This is a genomic window from Bacillus sp. FSL E2-0195, assembly GCF_038003645.1.
Taxonomy (GTDB): Bacteria; Bacillota; Bacilli; order Bacillales; family Bacillaceae_G; genus Bacillus_A; species Bacillus_A mycoides.
On record NZ_JBBOPN010000001.1, the window covers coordinates 4,007,029 to 4,030,400 of the forward strand.

Annotated in this window: 25 protein-coding genes, 1 riboswitch and 1 other annotated feature; of the genes, 10 read left to right on the forward strand and 15 right to left on the reverse strand. The window is 36.3% G+C overall.

The genetic code is table 11. The features are described from left to right. Positions 1-92 precede the first annotated feature (92 nt). A complete protein-coding gene (locus tag MHH59_RS20570) occupies positions 93-1,412 on the forward strand; it encodes a Na+/H+ antiporter family protein (RefSeq protein WP_340852219.1) in 1,320 nt (439 codons plus the stop codon). 25 nt (positions 1,413-1,437) lie between these two features. Here MHH59_RS20570 and MHH59_RS20575 read toward each other — a convergent pair whose 3' ends face one another. Then, positions 1,438-2,364 carry a LacI family DNA-binding transcriptional regulator gene (locus MHH59_RS20575; RefSeq protein WP_002014951.1) on the reverse strand — a complete coding sequence of 309 codons (927 nt, stop codon included), beginning with the start codon at positions 2,362-2,364 and terminating at the stop codon, positions 1,438-1,440. 114 nt (positions 2,365-2,478) lie between these two features. Continuing rightward, the gene (locus MHH59_RS20580) at positions 2,479-2,955 is read right to left on the reverse strand and encodes a GNAT family N-acetyltransferase (protein WP_002128979.1); all 477 of its coding nucleotides are present in this window, start codon (positions 2,953-2,955) and stop codon (positions 2,479-2,481) included. A gap of 82 nt (positions 2,956-3,037) precedes the next feature. Between MHH59_RS20580 and MHH59_RS20585 the strand changes: the two genes are divergently transcribed. Continuing rightward, positions 3,038-3,961, forward strand: coding sequence for an alpha/beta hydrolase (locus MHH59_RS20585; RefSeq protein WP_002014993.1), 924 nt, complete (start codon positions 3,038-3,040; stop codon positions 3,959-3,961). Between the two features lie 10 nt (positions 3,962-3,971). On the opposite strand, the gene MHH59_RS20590 is transcribed toward MHH59_RS20585, so the two are convergent. After that, positions 3,972-4,217 (reverse strand): DUF2552 family protein, encoded by a 246-nt coding sequence (locus MHH59_RS20590; protein ID WP_002014992.1) that lies wholly within the window; start codon positions 4,215-4,217, stop codon positions 3,972-3,974. Positions 4,218-4,356: 139 nt separating this feature from the next. Between MHH59_RS20590 and MHH59_RS20595 the strand changes: the two genes are divergently transcribed. The 5 genes from MHH59_RS20595 (at position 4,357) to ribH (ending at position 8,631) form a co-directional block, all read left to right on the forward strand. Continuing rightward, the gene (locus MHH59_RS20595) at positions 4,357-4,563 is read left to right on the forward strand and encodes a CDGSH iron-sulfur domain-containing protein (protein WP_001151582.1); all 207 of its coding nucleotides are present in this window, start codon (positions 4,357-4,359) and stop codon (positions 4,561-4,563) included. Positions 4,564-4,753: 190 nt separating this feature from the next. Beyond that, positions 4,754-4,897: riboswitch (FMN riboswitch) on the forward strand. 309 nt (positions 4,898-5,206) lie between these two features. Beyond that, on the forward strand, positions 5,207-6,319 hold the full coding sequence (gene ribD, locus MHH59_RS20600) for a bifunctional diaminohydroxyphosphoribosylaminopyrimidine deaminase/5-amino-6-(5-phosphoribosylamino)uracil reductase RibD (protein ID WP_002167712.1): 1,113 nt from the start codon (positions 5,207-5,209) through the stop codon (positions 6,317-6,319). Next, positions 6,301-6,945: a riboflavin synthase gene (gene ribE, locus MHH59_RS20605; protein WP_340852224.1), complete on the forward strand. Its 645-nt coding sequence runs from the start codon at positions 6,301-6,303 to the stop codon at positions 6,943-6,945. The genes ribD and ribE overlap by 19 nt, the downstream gene beginning before the upstream one ends. Before the next feature lie 12 nt (positions 6,946-6,957). Continuing rightward, positions 6,958-8,151, forward strand: a complete 1,194-nt coding sequence (gene ribBA, locus MHH59_RS20610) for a bifunctional 3,4-dihydroxy-2-butanone 4-phosphate synthase/GTP cyclohydrolase II (RefSeq protein ID WP_002167711.1) — start codon at positions 6,958-6,960, stop codon at positions 8,149-8,151. A gap of 18 nt (positions 8,152-8,169) precedes the next feature. Beyond that, positions 8,170-8,631 carry a 6,7-dimethyl-8-ribityllumazine synthase gene (gene ribH / locus MHH59_RS20615; protein WP_000230892.1) on the forward strand — a complete coding sequence of 154 codons (462 nt, stop codon included), beginning with the start codon at positions 8,170-8,172 and terminating at the stop codon, positions 8,629-8,631. Positions 8,632-8,654: 23 nt separating this feature from the next. Here ribH and MHH59_RS20620 read toward each other — a convergent pair whose 3' ends face one another. The 8 genes from MHH59_RS20620 to MHH59_RS20655 all read right to left on the reverse strand — a co-directional run bounded on the left by MHH59_RS20620 (position 8,655) and on the right by MHH59_RS20655 (position 15,416). Next, on the reverse strand, positions 8,655-8,975 hold the full coding sequence (locus MHH59_RS20620; RefSeq protein WP_002088493.1) for a hypothetical protein: 321 nt from the start codon (positions 8,973-8,975) through the stop codon (positions 8,655-8,657). Positions 8,976-9,155: 180 nt separating this feature from the next. After that, positions 9,156-10,154: a biotin synthase gene (bioB, locus tag MHH59_RS20625; protein ID WP_002014986.1), complete on the reverse strand. Its 999-nt coding sequence runs from the start codon at positions 10,152-10,154 to the stop codon at positions 9,156-9,158. Between the two features lies 1 nt (position 10,155). Next, the gene (gene bioC, locus MHH59_RS20630; protein WP_002128987.1) at positions 10,156-10,965 is read right to left on the reverse strand and encodes a malonyl-ACP O-methyltransferase BioC; all 810 of its coding nucleotides are present in this window, start codon (positions 10,963-10,965) and stop codon (positions 10,156-10,158) included. Further along, positions 10,931-11,671 (reverse strand): alpha/beta fold hydrolase, encoded by a 741-nt coding sequence (locus MHH59_RS20635; protein WP_002185005.1) that lies wholly within the window; start codon positions 11,669-11,671, stop codon positions 10,931-10,933. The genes bioC and MHH59_RS20635 overlap by 35 nt, the downstream gene beginning before the upstream one ends. Beyond that, positions 11,668-12,855, reverse strand: coding sequence for an 8-amino-7-oxononanoate synthase (gene bioF, locus MHH59_RS20640; RefSeq protein ID WP_098632782.1), 1,188 nt, complete (start codon positions 12,853-12,855; stop codon positions 11,668-11,670). Before bioF ends, MHH59_RS20635 begins: the two co-directional genes overlap by 4 nt. Next, a complete protein-coding gene (bioD, locus tag MHH59_RS20645) occupies positions 12,821-13,549 on the reverse strand; it encodes a dethiobiotin synthase (protein WP_201056894.1) in 729 nt (242 codons plus the stop codon). Before bioD ends, bioF begins: the two co-directional genes overlap by 35 nt. Further along, entirely contained in the window at positions 13,549-14,982 is a 1,434-nt protein-coding gene (bioA, locus tag MHH59_RS20650; RefSeq protein WP_201056895.1) for an adenosylmethionine--8-amino-7-oxononanoate transaminase, read from the reverse strand. The genes bioD and bioA overlap by 1 nt, the downstream gene beginning before the upstream one ends. 77 nt (positions 14,983-15,059) lie before the next feature. Continuing rightward, positions 15,060-15,416 (reverse strand): hypothetical protein, encoded by a 357-nt coding sequence (locus MHH59_RS20655; RefSeq protein WP_002128995.1) that lies wholly within the window; start codon positions 15,414-15,416, stop codon positions 15,060-15,062. A gap of 142 nt (positions 15,417-15,558) precedes the next feature. Further along, positions 15,559-15,778 (forward strand) — a binding site (T-box leader). 277 nt (positions 15,779-16,055) lie between these two features. Between MHH59_RS20655 and nhaC the strand changes: the two genes are divergently transcribed. Then, positions 16,056-17,429, forward strand: coding sequence for a Na+/H+ antiporter NhaC (gene nhaC / locus MHH59_RS20660; RefSeq protein ID WP_002128996.1), 1,374 nt, complete (start codon positions 16,056-16,058; stop codon positions 17,427-17,429). 53 nt (positions 17,430-17,482) lie between these two features. On the opposite strand, the gene cpdB is transcribed toward nhaC, so the two are convergent. Continuing rightward, positions 17,483-19,852 carry a bifunctional 2',3'-cyclic-nucleotide 2'-phosphodiesterase/3'-nucleotidase gene (gene cpdB / locus MHH59_RS20665; RefSeq protein WP_078213447.1) on the reverse strand — a complete coding sequence of 790 codons (2,370 nt, stop codon included), beginning with the start codon at positions 19,850-19,852 and terminating at the stop codon, positions 17,483-17,485. Positions 19,853-20,123: 271 nt separating this feature from the next. Between cpdB and MHH59_RS20670 the strand changes: the two genes are divergently transcribed. Beyond that, positions 20,124-20,903: a GDSL-type esterase/lipase family protein gene (locus MHH59_RS20670; RefSeq protein WP_201056896.1), complete on the forward strand. Its 780-nt coding sequence runs from the start codon at positions 20,124-20,126 to the stop codon at positions 20,901-20,903. 72 nt (positions 20,904-20,975) lie between these two features. Continuing rightward, positions 20,976-21,422, forward strand: a complete 447-nt coding sequence (locus MHH59_RS20675; RefSeq protein WP_002129002.1) for a MarR family winged helix-turn-helix transcriptional regulator — start codon at positions 20,976-20,978, stop codon at positions 21,420-21,422. A 24-nt stretch (positions 21,423-21,446) separates the two neighbouring features. On the opposite strand, the gene MHH59_RS20680 is transcribed toward MHH59_RS20675, so the two are convergent. From MHH59_RS20680 to argF, 3 genes are all read right to left on the reverse strand, one after another. Then, a complete protein-coding gene (locus tag MHH59_RS20680; protein ID WP_002167706.1) occupies positions 21,447-21,653 on the reverse strand; it encodes a hypothetical protein in 207 nt (68 codons plus the stop codon). Between the two features lie 58 nt (positions 21,654-21,711). Then, on the reverse strand, positions 21,712-22,263 hold the full coding sequence (locus tag MHH59_RS20685; protein WP_002167705.1) for a DUF2062 domain-containing protein: 552 nt from the start codon (positions 22,261-22,263) through the stop codon (positions 21,712-21,714). 148 nt (positions 22,264-22,411) lie between these two features. Continuing rightward, complete coding sequence (gene argF, locus MHH59_RS20690; protein ID WP_002014968.1) at positions 22,412-23,362, reverse strand: ornithine carbamoyltransferase; 951 nt, start codon at positions 23,360-23,362, stop codon at positions 22,412-22,414. Positions 23,363-23,372 lie beyond the last annotated feature (10 nt).

Here is a 23,372-nt window from a genome sequence, read left to right on the forward strand (position 1 = left end):
GAAAACATTTTATAATGATATGTCGCAAGTATATGTCACTACAAACACTTGCTTGCCTTAACAGAATAAAAATTAGGGAGATTACATTTATTATGAACGCTGTACTCATCGCAGTAGCAGTCATGCTACTGCTTAGTTTGTTACGTGTCCAAGTCATTGTCGCCATTATCGTTGGAGCTTTAACAGGCGGACTTATCGGCGGACTCGGTATTTCAGAAACAATTAGTACTTTTACAGCCGGTCTTGGGAACAGTGCTCCTATCGCATTAAGCTACGCAATGCTCGGTGGATTTGCTATTTCCCTTTCAAAAACAGGACTTCCTGATGCAATGATCCAATCAGCTTTAAAATGGATCGGCAACGAACAAGACACGAAAAAACAAGTCTATTCTAAAATACTTATATTATTTATCATTTTAACAATGGCTTGTTTCTCACAAAATATTATCCCTGTTCATATCGCCTTCATCCCAATCTTAATTCCAGCACTTTTAAAAGTATTAAATGAGCTGAGGGTGGATCGTAGGCTTGTAACATGTCTTATTACATTTGGGTTAATTACCCCTTACATGTGGGTTCCAGCAGGGTTCGGAAAAATTTATCATGACGTATTGCAAACAAATGCTGCGCAAAGCGGTCTTACATTTGATGTCGCACTTATTCCAAAAGCGATGACTATTCCAGCAATCGGTATGATTATCGGATTATGTGTAGCGGTTTTCATTACATACCGAAAACCACGTACATATGAAACAGAACAAATTCATTCTGCACAGAATGAAATCGTTCCCTATACGAAAAGAAGCATTACTTTGGGTTTATTATCAATACTCGCTACATTAACTGTGCAATTAGCAACAGAATCAATGATTTTTGGTGCTTTAGCAGGTATTATCGTCTTATCAGTTAGCGGTAGCCTCCCTCTTAAAGAAGCCGATGCTATTTTAACGAGTGGAATGCGTATGATGTCCTTTATCGGATTTGTTATGATTTCTGCCGCTGGATTTGGCGCTGTTCTTCGAAAAACTGGACATGTTGAATCTCTTGTGCAAACGAGTGCACATATAATCGGAAATAATAAACCGCTTGCTGCATTTCTTATGCTCATTATTGGACTTCTCGTTACGATGGGAATTGGCTCTTCCTTTTCAACCATCCCAATCTTAACAACAATTTTCGTACCATTATGCGTCCAGCTCGGATTTAGTCCCATGGCTACAATCGCAATTATCGGTACAGCTGGTGCACTTGGTGATGCAGGTTCTCCAGCATCTGATAGTACACTTGGACCAACGTCCGGTTTAAATGCTGATGGTCAGCACCATCATATATGGGATACATGTGTCCCAACATTTCTACACTATAATATACCGTTACTTATATCCGGCTTTATTGCCGCAATTACACTATAAAAGGTGCGTTTTAAAAACGCACCTTTTACTTTGTTGTTTCTCTCTCAATGCACCTAAATTCTGTTTCCACTTCTTCTTGTCGCACTTGTTTCTTCTTTATTTTTCCTATTAACTGTTGAAAAGCTATTTCCCCATTTTCTTCGATATAACTTCCAATCGTCGTTAATGATGGACTTATCCATTCACCCTCTACACTCCCGTTAAATCCAATGATTTGTAACTTACCTGGTATATGAATATTAAGAGTTTTCGCCGCCCTGATTAGCTCAATAGCGACCTTATCACTTGAAGCTACAACCCCATCTATGTATGGATGCTTTTGTAACAATTCAAGAAACTGTTGATTCGTATACCCTTGTACAATTTCCTCTCGATAAGAAAGTCCTTCTTTCCAAGCAGTATCTAGAAATCCTGCCACATGCTCTTCCATTTCTTCACTCTCTACTCCCTCACCGATATAAGCAAGAAACTGGCAGCCTTTCTCTTTTAATAAAGAAACAGCTTTCTGTCCACTTTCATAATAGCTCATAAGAGATTGTCGTTCTTCAAGCACAGCGAAAGGAAGTGAGATTTCTCCTATACTTCGAAAAACAGATTTCGTCATTATAACGCCTGCAATGTTATTTTGCTCCAACATATCTATGTATCTATTCTTATTTTCTATATTACAAACTATTACTTGATACCCTTCTTTGTATGCTATTTCCTCAACGAAACGGAGCAAAGTGATGTATGATGGATTATGCAAATTATCTACAAGTAATGCAATCACCGTTGAAGGTTGTTTAAATAAAGGCTTTGCTGTAGCATTCGGTCTATAATGTAATTCTTCAATTGCTTTTTTTACTTGTTTCACCGTATCTTCATGGACATATCCTTTTTCGTTAATGACTCTTGAAACGGTTGCAACTGAAACACCGGCCAATTTTGCAACATCACGTATAGTTGCCACATCGTCACCCCTTAATATGGTAATAGATTACAATTTTAAATTAAACCAAAATATAACATTCGTCAAGGTTATTGTTTTATATTTCTGAAAATTGTTACACAATTTCCACTCTACTCAGAAAATATACTCCAGCTGAATTTCATGTGAAATCGCGATATTATCATAACCAATAAACGGAATTTCTTTCTTTATTTTTCGTGCTTCCTTTACCGCATCAATATACAAGTTTGTCATCATGAAGTTACGTTTTTGATAAAAACGAAGTGCGTTCATATTATCATTCGTCGTAATAAGCCACACTTTTTTACATTCGTTCTCTTTTGCCACTCGCAATACACAATCCACCAGTTTTGTACCAATCCCCTTCCCTTCCTCAAAACTATTTAACGATACAATTTCACACATGTTTTCTATCACTTTACATGTTATAATTCCCACTATTCTGTTATTTCTAAGTGCAATAAAACCAGGTAATTCTTCTAATTGATGTACTCTGCCTCGCGAGACCATCATTGAGCTTCCCCAGTTTTCACACATAAAATCCTGAATTGCTTCTTTCATTTCTGGTGTGATTTTTTGTATATGAACCATACACAATTTCTCCCCTTTTCACATCATTGTGATACAATGTTAGTGTATCACATGTAGAGGTATTTGGAGGATGAGGTAAAGTATGAAACGTTTTTTTACAGCATTGTTTACTATACTAGGTGCACTAACTGCGATTGGGATTTTCTTTACAAATAAAGTTATGTACTTGAAGAAAAAAACAGAGGAAGAAGTTTTAGAACGCGAAACGAAAAAGCATTTTCATTTGGACGATTTTAAGGCTATTCAAAAAGAAGAGGTTCACATCCCTTCTCAATTCGGATACGAACTTCACGGATATTACATGCCAGCTGGTCATTCCAATAAATTTATGATTTTTTGCCACGGTGTGACTGTAAATAAAATGAATTCCGTTAAATATGCAAACTTATTTTTAAATAGAGGATATAACGTATTTATTTATGATCATCGCCGTCATGGTAAAACCGGTGGTAAAACAACAAGTTATGGCTATTATGAAAAACATGATTTAAAGTCAGTAGTTGACTGGCTAAAAGATCGTTTCGGAACGAATATTACACTCGGAATTCATGGTGAGTCTATGGGTGCTGCAACTCTTCTTCAATATGCAGGACTTGTAGAAGATGGTGCTGATTTTTATATTGCTGATTGTCCTTTCTCTGATTTTTATGGACAGTTACAACATCGTTTGAAAGTTGAGTTTCATTTGCCAAAATGGCCTTTATTACCTTTAGCAAATGCCTTTTTAAAAGTTCGTGATGGCTATACAATTCGTGAAGTTTCACCAATTGATTGTATAAAAAATATTAACAATCCGGTTCTCTTTATTCATAGTAAAGATGATGACTATATTTTATCTGATATGACGAAATCACTTTATGAAGCGAAAGAAAATAATAAACAGCTTTATATTGCAGAACATGGTGCACACGCTTGCTCTTATAATGAAAATAAAGAAGAGTACGAAGATGCCATCGATCAATTTTTAAACACATATGTAAAAGAAACAAAAAACAGGCTTGCATAAGCCTGTTTTTTTACTGCGCTAAAACGTCTGTAACTTGTTCCATATTTTCAGAAATCCACTTTACTGCCTCGTCTAGCGTTGGGAATTCCGTCGTTTGAAAAGTTACCTCATCTTGAAGTAACCAAACATCTTTCGGTTCTTGTCCTACACCTGCGATTGACCAATGAAGTAAACTATATGGATGATTATCATTCAAAAATGATGCCCATGTGCGCTCATTTGCAATATTTTGTAGTGTGTGTAATTTTTTATCCATCTTTCGTCACCTTACTCTAGTCAGTTATAAAAACTATTATAACACTCTCTTCTCTCTCAAACAAAGTGCTCTTTTTATATTGTCAAGTACTCTCCCTAATTATATGATGAGAGTAAGCGTTTGGAAAGGAGGGATAACGTTGGCAAAAGTACAAATTAAAGTGAATGATAATGGCTCTTTTCGCGTTACAGGGGACGTGGAATTAGTTGACTCACAAGGGAATGTATTCCCAGCAAAACCAGCATTTTCTTTATGTCGTTGTGGTTTATCAAAAAACATGCCTTATTGCGATGCTTCGCATAAAGGCAAATTCGAGTCTGTTGTTAGAGCACCAGAGGCAGAATAAATATTTAAAGAGCATGCACATTTATTTGTGTATGTTTTTTCTTTTGATCAAAGCCTATACAGCCCTTCCCCTTTCAACATTTCTATTACTTTCGTCCCCATTCAAATCGGCATGTATTTTCAAACAATTCTTCACATTCGAACATTTTTTACTATGCTTTTTTCTTTTTTGTGCTATAATGTGAGCAAACAACATCCTTCGGGGTCGGGTGAAATTCCCAACCGGCGGTGATGAAGCGATAGCTTCTAAGTCCGTGACCCGTTTTCAACGCGAAAACGGTGGATCTAGTGAAACTCTAGGGCCGACAGTATAGTCTGGATGGGAGAAGGATATGTTTTCTAGTAATTTTATATAGCGAATACACTTTTATTTCAGTATGCATATTTTAAAATTTTCATTTTGAATCTTTATATATGTTTTATTTTGTATAGTTATGTTTCTATACTGAAATAAAAAGATACGACTAGCGTTGAAAGAATTTGATATTTTGCTAGGTTTTTTCCTTATGCCAAAATATCAGTCATCGTTAGGTTTCTTTCCTATACTTTCGTATTCGAACTATATTTCTAGAAATCACGTCTCCCAAACCCCAAGGATATAAAATCCTTGGGGTTTTTTGATTTTTTCAGGAGAGGTGAAAAGAATGACAGATCAAGAATATATGAGGATTGCCTTGCAGTTAGCACAAGGAACATCGGGACAAACAAGCCCAAATCCTATGGTTGGTGCCGTTGTTGTTAAAGATGGGAAAATCGTTGGAATGGGTGCCCACATGCGTGCTGGTGAAGAACATGCTGAAGTTCATGCTCTTCACATGGCTGGTGAAAGAGCAAAAGACGCTACCGTTTATGTAACACTTGAACCGTGTAGCCATTTTGGAAAAACACCCCCTTGCTGTGAATTACTCATTGAAAAAGGAGTTCAGCGTGTTGTAATTGCTACTCTTGATTGCAATCCACTCGTTTCCGGCAATGGAAAAAGAATATTGGAAGAAGCTGGAATCAAGGTAACTACTGGTGTTCTTGGGGCGGAAGCCACTTTATTAAATCGATACTTTTTTCACTATATGAAAACGAAACGTCCCTTTGTAACAATAAAAACAGCAATGAGCTTAGATGGAAAAACAGCAACTGTAACCGGTGAAAGTAAGTGGATTACAGGCGAAGAAGCACGCGCTGACGTTCACCAATATCGTCATATACATGATGCTATCCTAGTCGGTGTGAATACAGTTCTAACTGACAATCCACACTTAACAACACGAATTCCAAACGGAGGTAAACATCCTATACGCGTTATTTTAGATACCCACTTACGAACGCCGCCATCTTCTCATGTCATAACAGATGGCTTAACTCCGACATGGATTATTGTCGGTAAGGATGTAAGCAAAGAGAAAATAGCGTCTTATGAATCTAACAATATAGCTGTATTCCAAATGAAAACACAGCAAATTGAAATACAAGATGTCCTATCCCTACTCGGTGAGAAACAAATTCTTTCTCTGTTCGTTGAAGGTGGTCAAACGGTGCATGCAAACTTCTTAAAAACAAATAGTTTTAATGAAATCGTGACCTATATAAGCCCGAAATTAATTGGTGGAAAAGATGCCCCCACCTTATTTGGCGGAGCTGGTTTTTCGAAGTTACAAGATGCACTTTCCTTAACAATTCAAGAGATGAAACAAATCGGTAATGATATAAAAATTGTTGCAACCTTAAAAAGCGAGGTGACGGAATGTTTACAGGAATCGTAGAAGAGTTAGGAACGATATCAAGCATGACTCAAAGTGGTGAAGCAATGAAGCTAACTATTAGCGCAAAGCAAATTTTATCGGATGTCAAATTGGGTGATAGTATCGCAGTTAACGGCATTTGCTTAACAGTAACTACTTTTACGACTACTTCATTCACTGTCGACGCAATGCCTGAAACAATGAAAGCAACATCACTTCGTATGCTAAAGCCAAGTGCCAAAGTGAATTTAGAACGGGCGATGGCTGCGAACGGACGATTCGGTGGACATTTCGTCACCGGACATATCGATGGCATCGGTACGATTTTAACTAAAAAACAACATTACAATGCCATCTATTACAAAATAGCAATTTCTGATGAATTACTACGCTATTGTTTGCATAAAGGATCCGTTGCTGTTGATGGCACTAGCTTAACAATATTTGATATAGACGAATCTTCAATTATAATTTCACTCATCCCCCACACAGTAAGCGAGTCTATAATCGGAGAAAAAAAAGCCGGGGACATCGTAAACATTGAGTGTGACATGATTGGAAAATATATTGAACGCTTTATCTCAAAGCCCGCAAAAAGAACTGGTTCAATGACCGAAAGCTTTTTACAAGAAAACGGATTTCTATAAGGAGGAAGCACAATGTTTCATCGTATTGAAGAAGCTCTAGAAGATTTAAAACAAGGAAAAGTTGTTATCGTATGTGATGATGAAAACCGAGAAAATGAAGGCGATTTTATTGCTTTAGCAGAGTACATTACACCAGAAACGATTAATTTTATGATTACACACGGTCGTGGTCTCGTTTGTGTACCCATTACGGAGGAGTACGCAGAACGTCTACAGTTAGAACCAATGGTATCTCATAATACAGATTCACATCACACTGCGTTTACAGTGAGCATTGATCATGTTTCTACAACAACAGGGATTAGCGCTCATGAACGTGCAACTACGATACAAGAATTGTTAAACCCTGCATCAAAAGGCGCTGATTTCAATCGCCCTGGACATATCTTTCCATTAATTGCGAAAGAAGGCGGTGTACTGCGCCGTGCTGGTCATACAGAAGCCGCTGTCGATTTAGCCAAACTTTGCGGAGCAGAACCAGCTGGAGTCATTTGCGAAATTATAAATGAGGACGGTACGATGGCACGTGTACCTGATTTACTAGAGTGCGCAAAACAATTTGATATAAAAATGATTACAATAGAAGATTTAATTGCTTATCGCCGCCATCACGAAACACTTGTGACGAGAGAAGTGGAAATTACATTACCTACAGATTTCGGTACTTTCCATGCAATTGGCTATTCTAACTCATTAGATATGAAAGAACATATCGCGCTCGTAAAAGGTGATATTTCAACAGGCGAACCTGTACTTGTACGCGTTCATTCAGAATGCTTAACAGGAGATGTATTTGGTTCGTGCCGCTGTGATTGCGGACCACAGCTACATGCTGCACTTGCTCAAATTGAGCGTGAAGGAAAAGGTGTTCTTCTCTATATGAGACAAGAAGGACGAGGAATTGGCCTTCTGAATAAGCTTCGCGCTTATAAGTTACAAGAAGAAGGGTTAGATACTGTAGAAGCAAATGAAAAACTTGGGTTCCCAGCTGATCTTCGTGATTACGGTATTGGCGCTCAAATTTTAAAAGATTTAGGCTTACAAAGTTTACGATTATTAACGAATAATCCACGAAAAATTGCTGGCTTACAAGGTTACGATTTAGAAGTAACCGAGCGTGTACCGTTGCAAATGCCAACAAAAGAAGAAAATAAAACGTATTTACAAACGAAAGCAAGCAAATTAGGACATTTACTAAACTTATAATTAAGGGAGAGATACATTATGGTATTCGAAGGTCATTTAGTTGGTACAGGATTAAAAGTTGGGGTTGTTGTTGGACGTTTTAATGAGTTTATTACAAGTAAGTTACTTGGCGGAGCTTTAGATGGATTAAAGCGTCACGGTGTAGAAGAGAATGATATTGATGTTGCATGGGTTCCTGGTGCATTTGAAATTCCTTTAATCGCTAAAAAGATGGCCAATAGCGGAAAATATGATGCTGTTATTACATTAGGTACAGTAATTCGCGGTGCTACAACACATTACGATTACGTTTGTAATGAAGTAGCAAAAGGTGTTGCGTCTTTATCACTACAAACGGACATTCCAGTTATTTTCGGTGTATTAACGACAGAAACAATTGAACAAGCGATTGAACGTGCAGGTACAAAAGCTGGTAATAAAGGATATGAATCGGCAGTTGCTGCGATCGAAATGGCTCATTTATCAAAACAATGGGCTTAAAAAAGAGGCTACGGCCTCTTTTTTTATTTTCTCACCTTTTTTCGTACATCTTCTATTAATTCATCCATCGTTTTTCCTTCTGTTTTTATACGAAGAGCTTGTGCTGTTCTCCACACATTTTCTCTCTTTTCCGCTTCTTCTATAATAGAAATTTCCTTCCTCACTTCTTTTAAATCTTTTCCTTCTGTTTCAAGCCCAAAATGTTCAGCTTTCGTTCGAAAATGCTGTTCAATTCTTTGTTGCATTTCTTTTTGTTCAGGATTTTCAGCCGCCTTAACTGGATCAGCACTTATCGCTTTTATTAAAATCAGACAGGTCATAATAGTTAATATGTATTTGTACATGTAAAATCCTCCAACCCGATATAAATTACATTTTTACTATGTACAATTAGGGCTTGGAAAATTCGTCCACAAAATTATTTTTCTCGTCCAAAAGTGACTACTATCAAGCGTTAATGGACTTTTATTACATTTTATTTACAAAAAAAGCAAACCCTTTAAAGAGTTTGCTTTTCATCTATCTTATAGCGCACATTCTTCAATCTCAAATCCTAAATCTTCAATCATACCCCAGTCCGCAGTCGGCTCTTGTCCAGCTGTTGTTAAATAGTCCCCGACAAAGATAGAGTTTGCTGCAAATAAACCAAGTGGCTGTACAGAACGTAAATTAAGTTCTCGACCACCTGAAATACGAATTTCTTTTGTTGGATTTACAAAACGCATCATCGCCAGCACTTTTAAACATTCTACAGGTGTTAATTCTTTTTGTCCTTCAAGCGGAGTACCCTTTACAGCAACAAGGAAATTACATGGAATAGAATCTGCATCTAAACGTTGTAATTCAAATGCAATTTCAGCGCGCTGTTCAATCGTTTCTCCCATTCCGAAAATTGCTCCAGAGCATGGAGAAATACCGGCTTGCTTCGCTTTTTGGACTGTATCAACACGATCGTCATACGTATGCGTTGAACAAATGCTATCATAATTGTTGGCATGCGTATTTAAATTGTGATTATAACGATGCACACCAGCTTCTGCTAACTGACCTGCTTGATCTTCATTTAAAAATCCTAAACAACAGCAAATTTTTAAATCTGTCGTTTCACGAATTTCCTTAACTGCTCCAATAACGTGATTTACTTCTTTATTCGTCGGACGACGACCAGATGCAACAATACAATATGTACCTGCTTTACGACGAATTGCTTCGTGCGCTCCTTCAACAATTTTCTCTTGTGTTAACCATGCATACTTATCAATCGGTGCTTCTGAAATAATAGACTGTGAACAATACCCGCAATCTTCAGGACATAATCCAGATTTCGTATTTATAATCATGTTCAACTTTACTTTCTTACCAAAATGATGATGGCGAATGATGTAAGCTGCATTCATAATTTCTAAAACCTCTGTATCATCAGCTTCTAATATTGCAATTGCATCTTCTTTCGTAATCATTTTCTCTTCTACTACGTCGTATGCAAGTTTTTTCCAATCCCTTTTTGTTTGTACTTGTTTCATTTCATCTCTTCCCCTCTTTTGTTATATACGTAAATAAAGCATGATATGTTGCCATTATCCCTTCTTTTCCCGTGAAGTCTCTTTCGTATATACGAAGCATCGTACGAAAGAGTGAAGGGCTTTGACAGTAAGACTCTTCATTACTATTGGTTGCCCCTACTTTTCGAATAGAATGTAGAAACTCCCTAACTTCTGTAAAGCTTTCTATGTAACACGTTTCAGAAACATGTACATTTCCTAATGGATTTTTGCATATATTCACTAACTGTTCTTTCGAAACGAATCGTTGTCCTATTGAAGTACAATTGTGTATCCCCTTTTCTTTCTTAGCACGCTGAAAAGACGTATGCAATTCTTGAAAAGTCGTATTACCAAACGTGGAAAATAATAATATTCCTTCTTCAGACAAATAGTTAAATAAATTTTTCACTGTCTCTTTTAAATCATTAAGCCATTGAAATGTAGCATTTGAAATGATGACATCATATGGATTTTCTAATTTTAATTGTTCAATATCTTCACATCGAAACATCACATTTTCCAAACTTTTTCTAGTTTTCGCGACTGCAATCATCTCATCAGCAAAATCCACAGCTGTAATATGAGCTTTCGGAAATAAATTTGATAATTGCTCTGTTACATATCCTGTCCCGCATCCAAGTTCTAAAATACGTATCGATGATGTTTCACTATATCGTTCCTTCAATGTAGAAAGTAACGAATGCGCCATCTTTTTTTGTACATTTGCATATTGATCGTAGGATATAGCCGCCCCGTTAAACCGTTTTTGCAGTAACGTTTTGTTGATCATGTCGTATCCCCTCTACAAATTGAATAATTTCATTTGCGCAATATTCAAAATTCGTTACACATAATGCATGCCCAGCACCGCTTACTACTTTTAGATTGGCATTCGTATTATTCGCCATACTATGGGCTGCAGACAATGGACATATTACATCCTGCTCTCCATGAAGGAGTAACAGCGGGGCTTTCATATCTATTACTTCATTTCTCATATCTGTTTCTATTAAATAATCTAAGCCTAATTGTAAAGACTGAATCGAGTCTCCTTTAAACTTCTGCGCAATCTCTTCAAAACTCGTATTCTCCCTCAGCTCACTTTTTGTAAACATATTTTCATAGAAACGCTTCAAAGTATCTTCTTTTTTTCTCGTTAAATTCTTTTTCATACGTTCTATATGCAAGGAATTCCATCCACTTGTATAGTCACTTGTATTGGTAAATTTAGCGGTACCACCAATTAGTACCATACCTTGGGCCTTAATCTTTTTATAAGCTTGTACTGCCGCTAACGCTCCTAGTGACCATCCAACTAAAATTACATTTTCATCCTGCGCTATATCTATTATTCGCCCCGCAAATTCACTTTGTTCTTTCACGTTACGCCAATCTATACATTGAACAGAATATCCTTTAAAATACGGCAGAACCAAAGTCCAAACATCTTCTTCCATTCCCCATCCTGGAATAAAAATAAGCTTTAGCTCTTTCATACTAAAAACCCCTCTTCTTTACCAATGCGTATAATATGCTGAATAGCCCATTTTAAATCGGCTATTGTATGTTGTGACGTAACTGCAAAACGGACTCGAGAACTACCAACCGGAACAGTCGGCGGACGAATTGCAATGGCTGCGATACCTACCTCTTGTAACCTTTCACTAAACCGTAAAGTATTTTCATTTGACCCAACTACAATCGGTACAATATGAGTTGAGCTATTCCCAATATCAAAACCAGCTTCTTGTAAATGCGTCCTGAAATATGCACCATTCTCTATAAGTCGCTCTCTTCTTTCGTTATCTTCTTTCACAATTTCAATTGCTTTTCGGATCGCCCCTAATGTTCCTGGTGGTAAAGCTGTAGTAAAAATCAAGCTTCTCATCATATTTTGTAAATACTCTATATAAATGGAATCACCCGTTAAATACGCACCATAACACCCTAAAGCCTTACTAAACGTCCCCATATGTATATCAATTTTTTGAGCGATATCTTTTTCTATATGAGATAGTCCAGCTCCACCGATTCCATATATTCCACTTGCATGTGCTTCATCAACTATAATGATTGCCCCGTATTTCTCTTTCAGCTGAACTAAGCCTCTCAAATATGCAATATCTCCATCCATACTAAAAACAGTATCTGTTACGATTAATTTTCTCTTTTCTGGTGACGCTATTTGCAACATCTTTTCTAAATGATCCAAATCATTATGACGATATCTTTTATGCTCTGCTCCGCTTAATATAATTCCATCAACAATACTTGCGTGATTTAATTTATCACTAAAAACCATATCGTGACGACAGGCTAAAGCAGATATAGCACCTACATTTGCTGTATACCCACTATTTACAATTAATGCTCTTTCAGTACCTTTCCAGTTGCATATAATTTTCTCAACCTCTTCATACAATGGATAATTTCCTACAACGAGACGAGATGCTGTCGCTCCAGTTCCATATTTTCTCGTGCAGGCAATAGCAGCTTCGTTCAACCTTTCATCTCCAGCTAATCCTAAATAATTATTCGATGCTAAATTTAGCATCTTTTTCTTATTTCGAATAAGCCATGTCTCTTCCGCTTTCTCTGTTACATGTAAATTACGATACTGCCCTTGCTCCTTTAATTGTTCTACTTTAGATTGAAGATGCGTGTACCACATTTGATTCATTTTGGATGAGCTCCTCTAATTTTGAAATCATAATATGCTCTTTTGCCGCCCCTAATAATTCTTCCTTTGTAAACTCTCCTTCAAGGAATGGTAATAACCCTAAAACCGGCACGCCACTTAACTCCTCAATCATTATTTTATTTTCTTGCACTCTTTCTTTTTCATATCCTTTACATCCAGATAAAATTACACCTGCTACTTTTAATCCATGTGCTTTTGCATAAGAAATTGTTAAAATAGTATGATTAACTGTCCCAAGCGTAGGACGCGCTACTACAATAAGAGGAAGCTGTAATTCTTTTGCAAAATCAATCACTAAAGCATCTTCTGTATATGGAACTGCAAGCCCACCAGCCCCTTCTACAAATAGGCTATTAAACTTTTTTAGTAGTTCATTATAGTGATCAGTAATTTCTTTTAACGTTACTGTCCTTCCAGCTCTTTTCATGGCAAGTCTCGGAGCAAGTGGTTCTTCAATGGAATAAGGACAAATTTCATCTTCTTCTGTCGGTACACCCGATAATGCTTTTAATCTTGCTGCATCACCCTCAGGATTTGATGCAACATGTCCACTTTGCAACGGTTTATATACACCAACATTATATCCACGCTCTCGAAATATACCTGCCAATGCTCCTGTCACTACCGTTTTGCCAACTTCTGTATCCGTTGCTGTTATAAAGAAACCACTCATTACTCTCCCTCCGTAACATCCGAGATTGCTTTATATAAAATGCGTAACATCTCATCAATCTCAGCCACCGTAGATGCAAGAGGAGGCATAAATACAATCGTATTACCGAGTGGTCGCAAAATCATGCCCAGCTCTCTTGAACGTTTACATACTTGAACACCGACTCTTTCTGTCCATTCAAACGATTCTTTCATTTCCTTATTCTTCACAAGTTCAATACCAACCATTAGCCCACACTGACGAATATCTCCTACGTGCTTATATTCATTAAGAGCTTCTAATTGTGCCGCTACATATTCTGCTTTATGCGCAACAGCTTCTATTAAATTAGTTTTTTCATATAGTTCTAAATTTGCAATTGCTACGGCACACCCTAACGGATTCCCTGTATAACTATGACCATGGAAAAACGTTTTTTGTTCTTCATAGCCTCCTAAAAAGGCATTATAAATTTCATCTGTCGTTACCGTAATTGCCACCGGTAAATAACCACCTGTTAAACCTTTTCCGGCTGTTAAAATGTCTGGCGTTACATCCTCGTGTTCACATGCAAACATTTTCCCGGTACGCCCAAATCCAGTCGCTACCTCATCTGTAATAAATAATACATTGTATTTTGTACATAAATCGCGAAGCCCTTTTAAGTATCCTTTTGGCATTGTAATCATCCCACCAGCACCTTGCATTAATGGCTCCACAATAATAGCTGCTACTTCTTCATGTTTTTCTTGTAGCATTTCTTCCATTTCTTCTAAATGTTTCTTTACAATTTGTTCCTTATTATCTCCATAAGGAGAACGATATGTATATGGATACGGCATTTTAATTGCCTCAAATAATAGTGAACTATACACTTGGTGAAACAAGTCTATTGCTCCTACTGAAACAGCACCTATCGTATCACCGTGATATGCTTCTTTTAATGTAACAAATCTTTGTTTTTTCGGTTTTCCTTTATGCTGCCAATATTGAAAAGCCATCTTAATTGCAATTTCAACGGCGCTAGAACCAGAGTCTGAATAGAATACTTTCTTCAAACCTTCTGGTACAACTTCAATTATTTTTTCTGCTAATAAAATAGATGGAACGTTAGCAAGTCCTAGCATAGTAGAATGAGCAATTTTATTTAATTGCTCGCGAATTGCCTCATCAAGTTCTGGTACTTGATGCCCATGAACATTTAACCAAATAGATGAAACACCGTCCCAATATTCATTTCCATTTACATCGTATAGCTTTCTTCCCTCTCCACGTTCAATAATGACAGGATCTTCTTCTAAATAATCTTTCATTTGTGTAAATGGGTGCCATACGTAATCTTTATTCTTCTTCGATAATTCTTCATATGTATAAAACGATTTTTCACTCGTGTTACTATTAACAGCCACAATTGTCACCCCTAATGTTAACTTATTTATAAATATAGTTAACATTAAAAACAAATGACTGTCAATTATTTTTAAATCAAATAGTTCTCAAAAAAGAACAACCTATCGTACGATAAGTTGTTCTACTTTCCATGTTGTATCTTTCCAATTTCTAAAATAATCTCTTCATCTTTTTTTCCTTCTGTATCAATTCCAAGTTGCTTAGCATGCTCAATTAACAAATCATGGCGCTGCTCAAATCTAGCGGTATCTACTTCTTTTGTAACCTCTTCTTTTGTTTTCCCCTCAGTAGAAACTCCTAGTTTCGTAGCTGCTTTTTCCATCGATTTCTTCTCTTCAGTTTCTTTCACTTTCTTCACTTCTGACTGCTGTATTTGCTTTTGTTTCGACTGCTCTGATTCAGCTGCAAAAGCTGTGTAAATTCCAGCACTTCCGCCAACGACTAGTAAGGTGGTAAAAAGAATTATTTTTTTCTTCACTCTTTCCTCCCCTTTCAAATTCATTATAACGCACATTTTTACAGTATGAAAAACATTTCTCCTTTATTTCCCTAAAAAAATATCGAATGTTTTTATTGACATGTATGATGAATATATGATAAAAATTTAACTAACATCATATGAATCGGCGTTGATAGGATTTAGTAGTATTTCGTTTTCTGATTTCAGAGAGCTGGTGGTCGGTGCGAACCAGTACAGAGCGATTTATGAATTACCCCCTGGAGCTTCTTTTACGAAACGTGAGGAGTAGTGAAAGACGGTTTAGACCGTTATGTCTAAAGAGTGGTGAAATGAAACTGTTTCACAATTTAGGGTGGTACCGCGAATTTTTCGTCCCTGCATATATTGCAGGGGCGTTTTTATTTTATGAGCGCATATCATATGACCCTTTATTTTGTGATACATTCCTTTCACAAGCTAGGGTGGTACCGCGATTTCTTCGTCCCTGCATAATTATATGCAGGGGCGTTTTTTTATCCAATCATTTCCGTATCATATTGAGATGTTGACAATTACCGGTAATTTGTCACAAAATTCTAAATTTTAGAAGGAAATATACAATATTGGCGAATTTTATATAAAAAAGAGCTATTTTAGATTACTTAGGAGGGAAAAACAATGGTTTCAAAAATTGAATCTGTTCTTTTAACATTATTTATCTTTTTCTGTATTGGCTTTAGTGTTATCCAATTAGAAGTTTCACCACACATCCCAATTTTATTTGGTATCGTTCTTTTATTAGCATTTGGATTTATGAAAAAAATCTCTTGGTCTACTATGGAAAAAGGGATGATCAGTAGTATTTCAGCTGGTATTCCATCTATTTTTATTTTCTTACTTGTAGGCGTATTAATTAGTGTTTGGATCGCTGCTGGAACAATTCCAACTTTAATGGTATACGGCTTCCAGATTGTATCTCCTAAAATTTTCGTTCCAACTGTTTTTGTAGTTTGTGCAATTGTTGGAACAAGTATCGGTAGTGCCTTTACAACTGCCGCAACTGTAGGACTTGCCTTTATGGGTATGGGTAGTGCTCTCGGATACGATCCAGCTCTAATCGCTGGTGCAATTATTTCTGGCGCATTCTTTGGAGATAAAATGTCTCCTTTATCTGATACAACAAACTTAGCTCCTGCTGTAACGGGTGTAGATTTATTTGAGCATATTCGCAACATGCTTTGGACAACAGTTCCTGCTTTCATTATTGCTTTTATCGCATTTTTCATTTTAGGAAGCGGTATTAGTGGAGACGTTGACTTCACAAACTTTATTAGCACGTTAGAAAAAAACACAACGATTTCTATCGTTACACTTATTCCAATTTTATTACTGTTCCTATTCGCATTTAAAAAGGTTCCAGCAGTTCCAACATTGCTTGCAGGAATTGTTGTAGGAATTATTATTCTCTTTATTTTTAAACCTAGCACTTCTTTAGCTGATTTAATGAAAATTATGCAAGACGGCTACGTTTCTAAAACTGGTATTAAAGACATTGATAGCTTACTATCTCGCGGTGGTCTACAAAGTATGATGATGTCGATTGCTCTTATTTTCCTAGCTCTTTGTATGGGAGGATTATTACAAGGAATGGGTATTATAGCGCAGCTGATGAATATTATCTCTAGCTTTGTAAAAAATAGCACACGCTTAATTATTTCTACTGCTTCAACTGCAATTGGTGTAAACTTCCTACTTGGCGAACAATACTTATCAATCGTTTTAACAGGACAAGCATTCGCTAACAAATACGATGAAGTCGGTTTAGAACGTCGTAATTTATCACGCGTATTAGAAGATGCAGGTACAGTTATTAACCCGCTCGTACCATGGGGTGTAAGTGGCGTATTCTTAACAAACGTCCTTAGCGTTCCAACATTCGATTACCTTCCATACGCAATCTTCTGTTTAGCTTGCCCAGTCTTAACGATTATCGTCGGCTTTACTGGATTTGGCCTTTCATGGAAGAAAGAAAAAGCAGTACCAGTTTCATAATATATACGGAAAAAAGGATTACCGATTACGGTAATCCTTTTTACAATACTGTACTATCTATTCGCTTTCTTTCTTCTAAATAACAGAAGTAATCCCGCTCCAACAAACGCCAAACCTGCTCCAATTGTAGAAGCAACACTTGTACCTGTTTTCGGTAAATCACGTTCTTCTTTATTTTCACTTACAGTTGTTGTTTCTTTTGAGTTTTGATTATCCGTTGTAGTTTGTCCAGATCCTGTATTATTTCCATCTTGTTTTGGTTCATTTCCATTATTGCCTTCACCTGTTGGTGGTGTCGTTGGATTTTCTCCGTTATTGCCTTCACCTGTTGGCGGTGTTGTTGGATTCTCTCCGTTATTGCCTTCACCTGTTGGTGGTGTCGTTGGATTCTCTCCGTTATTGCCTTCACCTGTTGGCGGTATCGTTGGATTCTCTCCACCAGTTTCCTTATCATCATTCTTCTTCGTTATATCAATTGCATATTTAGCAAATTCATTTTCAGATGGTCCAACATATGATATCTTTCCATCTTTCTTTATATGGTTTTGTGCATTTGGTGAAGAATCAAATGTTGTATTTAATTTATCTGCAACAATCGGCTTAAATGTCCAGTTTTGATCTGCTGCTGGATCAATAATTGGTGTTTCTTGCATATATTTCACAATGATTTGACGTGTTTCATCTTGTGATTGGTATACAACTTCCCCTTTACTTACACCAGGGAACGTTTGGCTACTTCCACGATAGTTATTTGTAGCTACGATGAACTCTTGATTGTCAGCTACAGGCTTACCTTCATACGTCATATTTACAATACGATTCGTATTTCCATTTACAACTTTACCATCTTTATCGTATTTCGCTGGTTGCGTCACGTCAATTTCGTATTTTAGACCATCTAAAATATCAAAATTATATGTAGGATAACCTATATTTACTAGTGGCTGCTCTTCTGTTTTCGCTGGATCAATTTTATTAAACTGACCAGCAGACATTTCAAGCCATTCTTTTACTTGTGCCCCGTTTACTTTTACAGCATATAACGTATTTGGATATACATATAAATCCGCTACGTTTTTAATTGCTAACGTCCCTGCTGGAATATCCGTATAATATGTAGCACCGTTTCGGCCACCCGCTTTAAATGGTGCTCCTGCAGATAATACTGGAATTCCTTTATATTTACTATATTGTCCGTTTTCAGCGAATAGCTTTTCTACATACCATTTTTGTGCATTTGTCACAAGTTGTACAGAAGGATCATCTTGTACTAATGAGAAATAACTATTAATTGGCGCTGTCGTTTTTCCTACAGCTGTATTCACATAATCAATTGTCGCTTGATGATCATCCTTAATTTCATTAACTAATCTTTGATCAGATTGTACTAATGGGTTCCCTTTACTATCAGCAATCGGACGAAGTTGCGGATTCGATTGCTCTTTTTGTACTTCCCATTTTCCGTTTACCTTTTTCAATTGCATATCAATAATACCTAAGTTACTTCCAAAAACACCAGGCATTACAACAGGAACACCATTAAATACATCCTTCACTTCAGTATGTGAATGTCCCATTAATACTGCATCTACACCAGGAACCTCTGTTAAATAATATGAAGCATTTTCCATTTTGGGGCTACGGCCGCTCTTATCGACACCTGAATGGGCTAATGCAACAATAACGTCCGCACCTTGCGCCTTCATTTCTGGAACTAACTTTTCCGCTGTATCAACAATATCTTTCGCTTTCACTTTTCCTTCTAAATTCGCTTTATCCCAGTTCATAACTTGAGGTGGAACAAATCCCATTACGCCAATTTTCACTTTTTGTTTTTGACCTGATTCATCTTCTACTTCTTTTTCAAAAACATGATATGGTTTAAAGTAGTTTTGGTCGTTCTCTTCATTATTATCTTTATCATCCTTATAGACGTTCGAGTTAATAACCGGGAACTCTGTTTTACTAATTACTTTGTTTAAATAGTCTAAACCGTAGTTAAATTCATGATTCCCAAGAGAGATGACGTCATACTTCATTAAATTCATTACACGATATAATGGATGTGTATAACTAGGATCCACAGGCTTCTTCGGATCATTTATTTTATTCGCTACATAATCTCCAAGCGGTGTCCCTTGTAATGCATCCCCATCATCAAATAAGACAGAGTTCTTCGCTTCTTCACGTGCTTTATTCACAAGTGTTGCAGTTTGCACGAGACCTACTTTATTATCTGTTTTCGTTTGATAATAATCGTAATTCATTAAGTTAACGTGAATATCTGATGTTTCTAAAATTCGTAAGTTAACTGTACTCTCCCCAGCTTTTTCCTCTGCATGAGCTGTTGTCGGCAACACTTGCGGTGCTATAACGCCAATAGCAAGTGTTGCTCCAGCTAGCATTTTTTTTGACTTTTTCACAAAAGATCCCCCTTATACAATTACCCCAAAATAATGAAATGAATCTCTATCAGTCCCTAATCACATACCTTTTTCTTCTATTAGAGCGATGATTTTCACCTTATCTGACATTATCATATCTAAAGTTCTTTCATACCGTCAATATTTTTTGACATACTTCTACAAATTTTCTGTAAAGTTATTGTGAATTTTTCATAAATATATAATATGCCCTTACATTGCTTATACTGCTGAATATGATACAATTACCAATTACAAGGAGGATGAATTTATGAAAAAAATCATCTTAACAATTGTTTGTCTCCTCCTTCTAATCATTTCTTGTTCTAATTTTGAAAAGAACGATGAGATAGAACAAAAAGAAACTGAAGGAAAAGCAGAAAAAACATCTGCTCCCAGTTGGATTTATAAGCAAACGAATGACTCTTTTTATCACCTCGTATTAGGTGATTCACTTGCAAAAGGATATGGATCTACACAAGGGGGATTTGCCGAATTAGCTTCTAGACAAATAGAAACACAAATTCACAAACCAATTACAGTAGAAAACCTTGGGATAAACGGTCTTACTACAGATCGTCTCGTAAAAAAAGTTCAATCAGAAGATGTTCAACAAAAAATTAGGGAAGCAAATATCATTACTATTAGTATTGGAGGAAATAATTTATTCCGCTTAAATCGTGATGTAGGTGTTATAGATGGTATTAAAATGTTAAATAAAGAAAAAGCCCGTTTTGAAACGGATGTAAAAAATATTGTAAAGACCGTTCGAGATCAAAATCCGAATGCTTTACTCATTCTCTCTGAACTCTATAACCCTTTACAACTAGAGGACTCCATCGCAAGTTATGCAGATATGTTTTTAGACGGTTGGAATGATTCTATTTATTCTATTTCAAAAGCACATCAACCGTCGATCGTTTTACCAATTCGCAAATTAATATCGAATGATAAAAAAGAGTTACTATTTGACCAAGTACACCCAAATGATAACGGTTATGCGATTATTGCCAATACATTTACAAAGCAAGTGTTATCCTACAAATATTAAGGCTACCATGAAACAATTCTATTTTTATACCTTGTCTTTTTTGTTACAATGATAGTGGAAGGGGGCCGTTATATGGAATCACGCGAGTGGGAACGTATTGTTGATCATCTTCTTTCGCTAGTGCCTCTTTTTTATCGCAAATTTATGCTTCCTGGAGAGTTTTCTTCTCAAAGACATATGCCGCCATCGCATACGCAAGTGTTACTGCTTTTGCATGAAAATGGTACATTAGCAGTTTCAGAAATTGGCAAGCGGCTAGCGATTTCACGGCCTAACATGACCCCTCTATTAAACAAACTTATTCAAGAAGAGCTAATAGAGCGTCATTATAGCGAAAAAGATCGAAGGGTCATTTTAATTTCCCTAACAACTGAAGGGAAAGTGTTAGTAAGTCAGTATCAGCAATTCATTTTAGGCAAACTAAAAGAAAATTTTCAAACATTATCTGAGGAAGAGCGTGAAAAGCTCATTTATTCTCTTAAAACCATTCAAAATTTAATTTTGAAAACAAACGCATAAAGCTGCTTCTAAATAGAAGCAGCTTTATGATTCGTAATAATTACCATAGTATACATTTGAATACGGCCATGTCGTTAAATATGGTTTTTGTTCTTGCGTAGGCTGTTGTTGTGGTATTTGTGGTATTTGCTGTAATTGTTGTTGTCGATATAACTCGTATTGTCTACTCATATCATAAACCGGATAATAATTTACATATGGGTATACTTGCGGTACGTAATAATAATACATTCATTCTCTCCCCCTTTTTCTTAAACATATTCAAAGGAGAAAATGAATGTGACATTCTTTATATTTGAACAAGTGGTTCTCTCACTTGTTTCTTTCTTTTCTTCAAACGTAACTTACGATTCTTTTCATATAAATAATGCACAACGAAATATGAAATTACCCCACACACAATTCCTATTATCGTCATACCAATTAATACATATACTTCACTCTGTAATAAGCTCTTTAACATCGTAAAAATATGGCTCGAAAACAAATCTGATATCGTAAATGGTTCATGATGTATTTTCTGTACATGAAATGGGTAAATCATTTTTCCTAGCGCATAAGCAAACGGAAATAAAAATACTGGGAGAAACGATATTTTCCCAATAATATTACCAATGACTGCGGCTGGAAAAGATCCCTTTGCTAACCTTACAATTGGATAAAATATTAAATATACGAGCGATGCCGTATAAATCACCAACATTTCTAAACCAAATCCAATAGCAAAACCTAGCGACACTTTCTTTGCTCCTTCTGGCGATCGAAGCAACTTAAAATATTGAAACTTTAATATTCTCCACATCCGCTGAAAAAACGAATATGTTTTCTTAGTTGTTTTCAAATTCATCATCTCTTTAACTATATTTTTTTATCTAGTATGTCCTTACATGATATGAAAAACAAATTTAGTTTGCTCTTTTTATTATAAATGATATAGAGATAATTAACTAAATATACATCCGACATTTCCATATAAAAAAACCTCCCTTTTAGGAAGGCTCTTCTATATTTTTAAATAAACTCACTAATAAAGCTTTTTGCGCGTGCAACCTGTTACCAGCTTGCTCAAAAACGATAGACTGTGGCCCATCTATAATCTCTCCAGTTACTTCTTCTTCACGATGAGCGGGCAGGCAGTGCAGGAAACGATATGTTTGCTTTGCATGTATAACAAGCTCTTTATTTACTTGGAAAGGCTGGAATAAAGTATATTTTTCTGCTTCTCCTTCTTGGCCCATACTCATCCAAACGTCAGTATAAATAAAATCTGCTCCACTTACCGCTAATTCAGGATTATGCAAAATTTCAATTTCAGCCCCTGTTTCATCAGCAATCGCTAATGCTTTTTTAACAATTTCTTCATTCGGCTCATACCCTACAGGAGTTGCAACAGTCATATTCATTCCGACTTTTGCACTCGCTAGCAATAGTGAATGACATACATTATTCCCATCACCTACATAAGCTAATTTAACTCCTTTAAACGTATGAACTTCTTCATATATCGTCATTAAATCTGCCAATGCTTGGCAAGGATGATGATCATCAGTTAAACCGTTAATAACTGGGATACTGGACTCTTTTGCAAGCTCCTCTACATCCGCATGCGAAAATGTGCGTATCATAATTCCATCAATATAATGAGATAGTACTTTCGCAGTATCTGACACCGTTTCTCCTCTACCAATTTGCATCTCTTTTCCACTTAAAAACATTCCATGTCCTCCGAGCTGTACCATTCCTGCTTCAAAAGAAACGCGAGTACGGGTTGAATGTTTATCAAAAATGAGACCTAATATTTTCCCTTGTAATAAAGGCTCCTGCTTGTTCTTTTTTAAATATATAGCGAACTCAATTAAAGAAATGATTTCTTCTTGCGTCAATTCTTCTAACGTTAAAAGATCTTTCGTATTTAATTTCGGTACTTGTACAGTTGACATGAAATTTCCC

Bases quoted from the DNA above. Each gene is read 5' to 3' on its own strand.
- bioF (WP_098632782.1), bottom strand. From the start codon at position 12,855: ATGAATCAAATGTGGTACACGCATCTTCAATCTAAAGTAGAACAATTA.
- bioC (WP_002128987.1), bottom strand. From the start codon at position 10,965: ATGATCAACAAAACGTTACTGCAAAAACGGTTTAACGGGGCGGCTATA.
- bioD (WP_201056894.1), bottom strand. From the start codon at position 13,549: ATGAGTGGTTTCTTTATAACAGCAACGGATACAGAAGTTGGCAAAACG.
- MHH59_RS20590 (WP_002014992.1), bottom strand. From the start codon at position 4,217: ATGGATAAAAAATTACACACACTACAAAATATTGCAAATGAGCGCACA.
- MHH59_RS20620 (WP_002088493.1), bottom strand. From the start codon at position 8,975: ATGTACAAATACATATTAACTATTATGACCTGTCTGATTTTAATAAAA.
- ribBA (WP_002167711.1), top strand. From the start codon at position 6,958: ATGTTTCATCGTATTGAAGAAGCTCTAGAAGATTTAAAACAAGGAAAA.
- argF (WP_002014968.1), bottom strand. From the start codon at position 23,362: ATGTCAACTGTACAAGTACCGAAATTAAATACGAAAGATCTTTTAACG.
- MHH59_RS20580 (WP_002128979.1), bottom strand. From the start codon at position 2,955: ATGGTTCATATACAAAAAATCACACCAGAAATGAAAGAAGCAATTCAG.
- MHH59_RS20635 (WP_002185005.1), bottom strand. From the start codon at position 11,671: ATGAAAGAGCTAAAGCTTATTTTTATTCCAGGATGGGGAATGGAAGAA.
- ribD (WP_002167712.1), top strand. From the start codon at position 5,207: ATGACAGATCAAGAATATATGAGGATTGCCTTGCAGTTAGCACAAGGA.
- ribH (WP_000230892.1), top strand. From the start codon at position 8,170: ATGGTATTCGAAGGTCATTTAGTTGGTACAGGATTAAAAGTTGGGGTT.
- MHH59_RS20675 (WP_002129002.1), top strand. From the start codon at position 20,976: ATGGAATCACGCGAGTGGGAACGTATTGTTGATCATCTTCTTTCGCTA.
- bioA (WP_201056895.1), bottom strand. From the start codon at position 14,982: ATGTTAACTATATTTATAAATAAGTTAACATTAGGGGTGACAATTGTG.
- MHH59_RS20680 (WP_002167706.1), bottom strand. From the start codon at position 21,653: ATGTATTATTATTACGTACCGCAAGTATACCCATATGTAAATTATTAT.
- bioB (WP_002014986.1), bottom strand. From the start codon at position 10,154: ATGAAACAAGTACAAACAAAAAGGGATTGGAAAAAACTTGCATACGAC.
- MHH59_RS20585 (WP_002014993.1), top strand. From the start codon at position 3,038: ATGAAACGTTTTTTTACAGCATTGTTTACTATACTAGGTGCACTAACT.
- nhaC (WP_002128996.1), top strand. From the start codon at position 16,056: ATGGTTTCAAAAATTGAATCTGTTCTTTTAACATTATTTATCTTTTTC.
- MHH59_RS20670 (WP_201056896.1), top strand. From the start codon at position 20,124: ATGAAAAAAATCATCTTAACAATTGTTTGTCTCCTCCTTCTAATCATT.
- MHH59_RS20570 (WP_340852219.1), top strand. From the start codon at position 93: ATGAACGCTGTACTCATCGCAGTAGCAGTCATGCTACTGCTTAGTTTG.
- ribE (WP_340852224.1), top strand. From the start codon at position 6,301: ATGTTTACAGGAATCGTAGAAGAGTTAGGAACGATATCAAGCATGACT.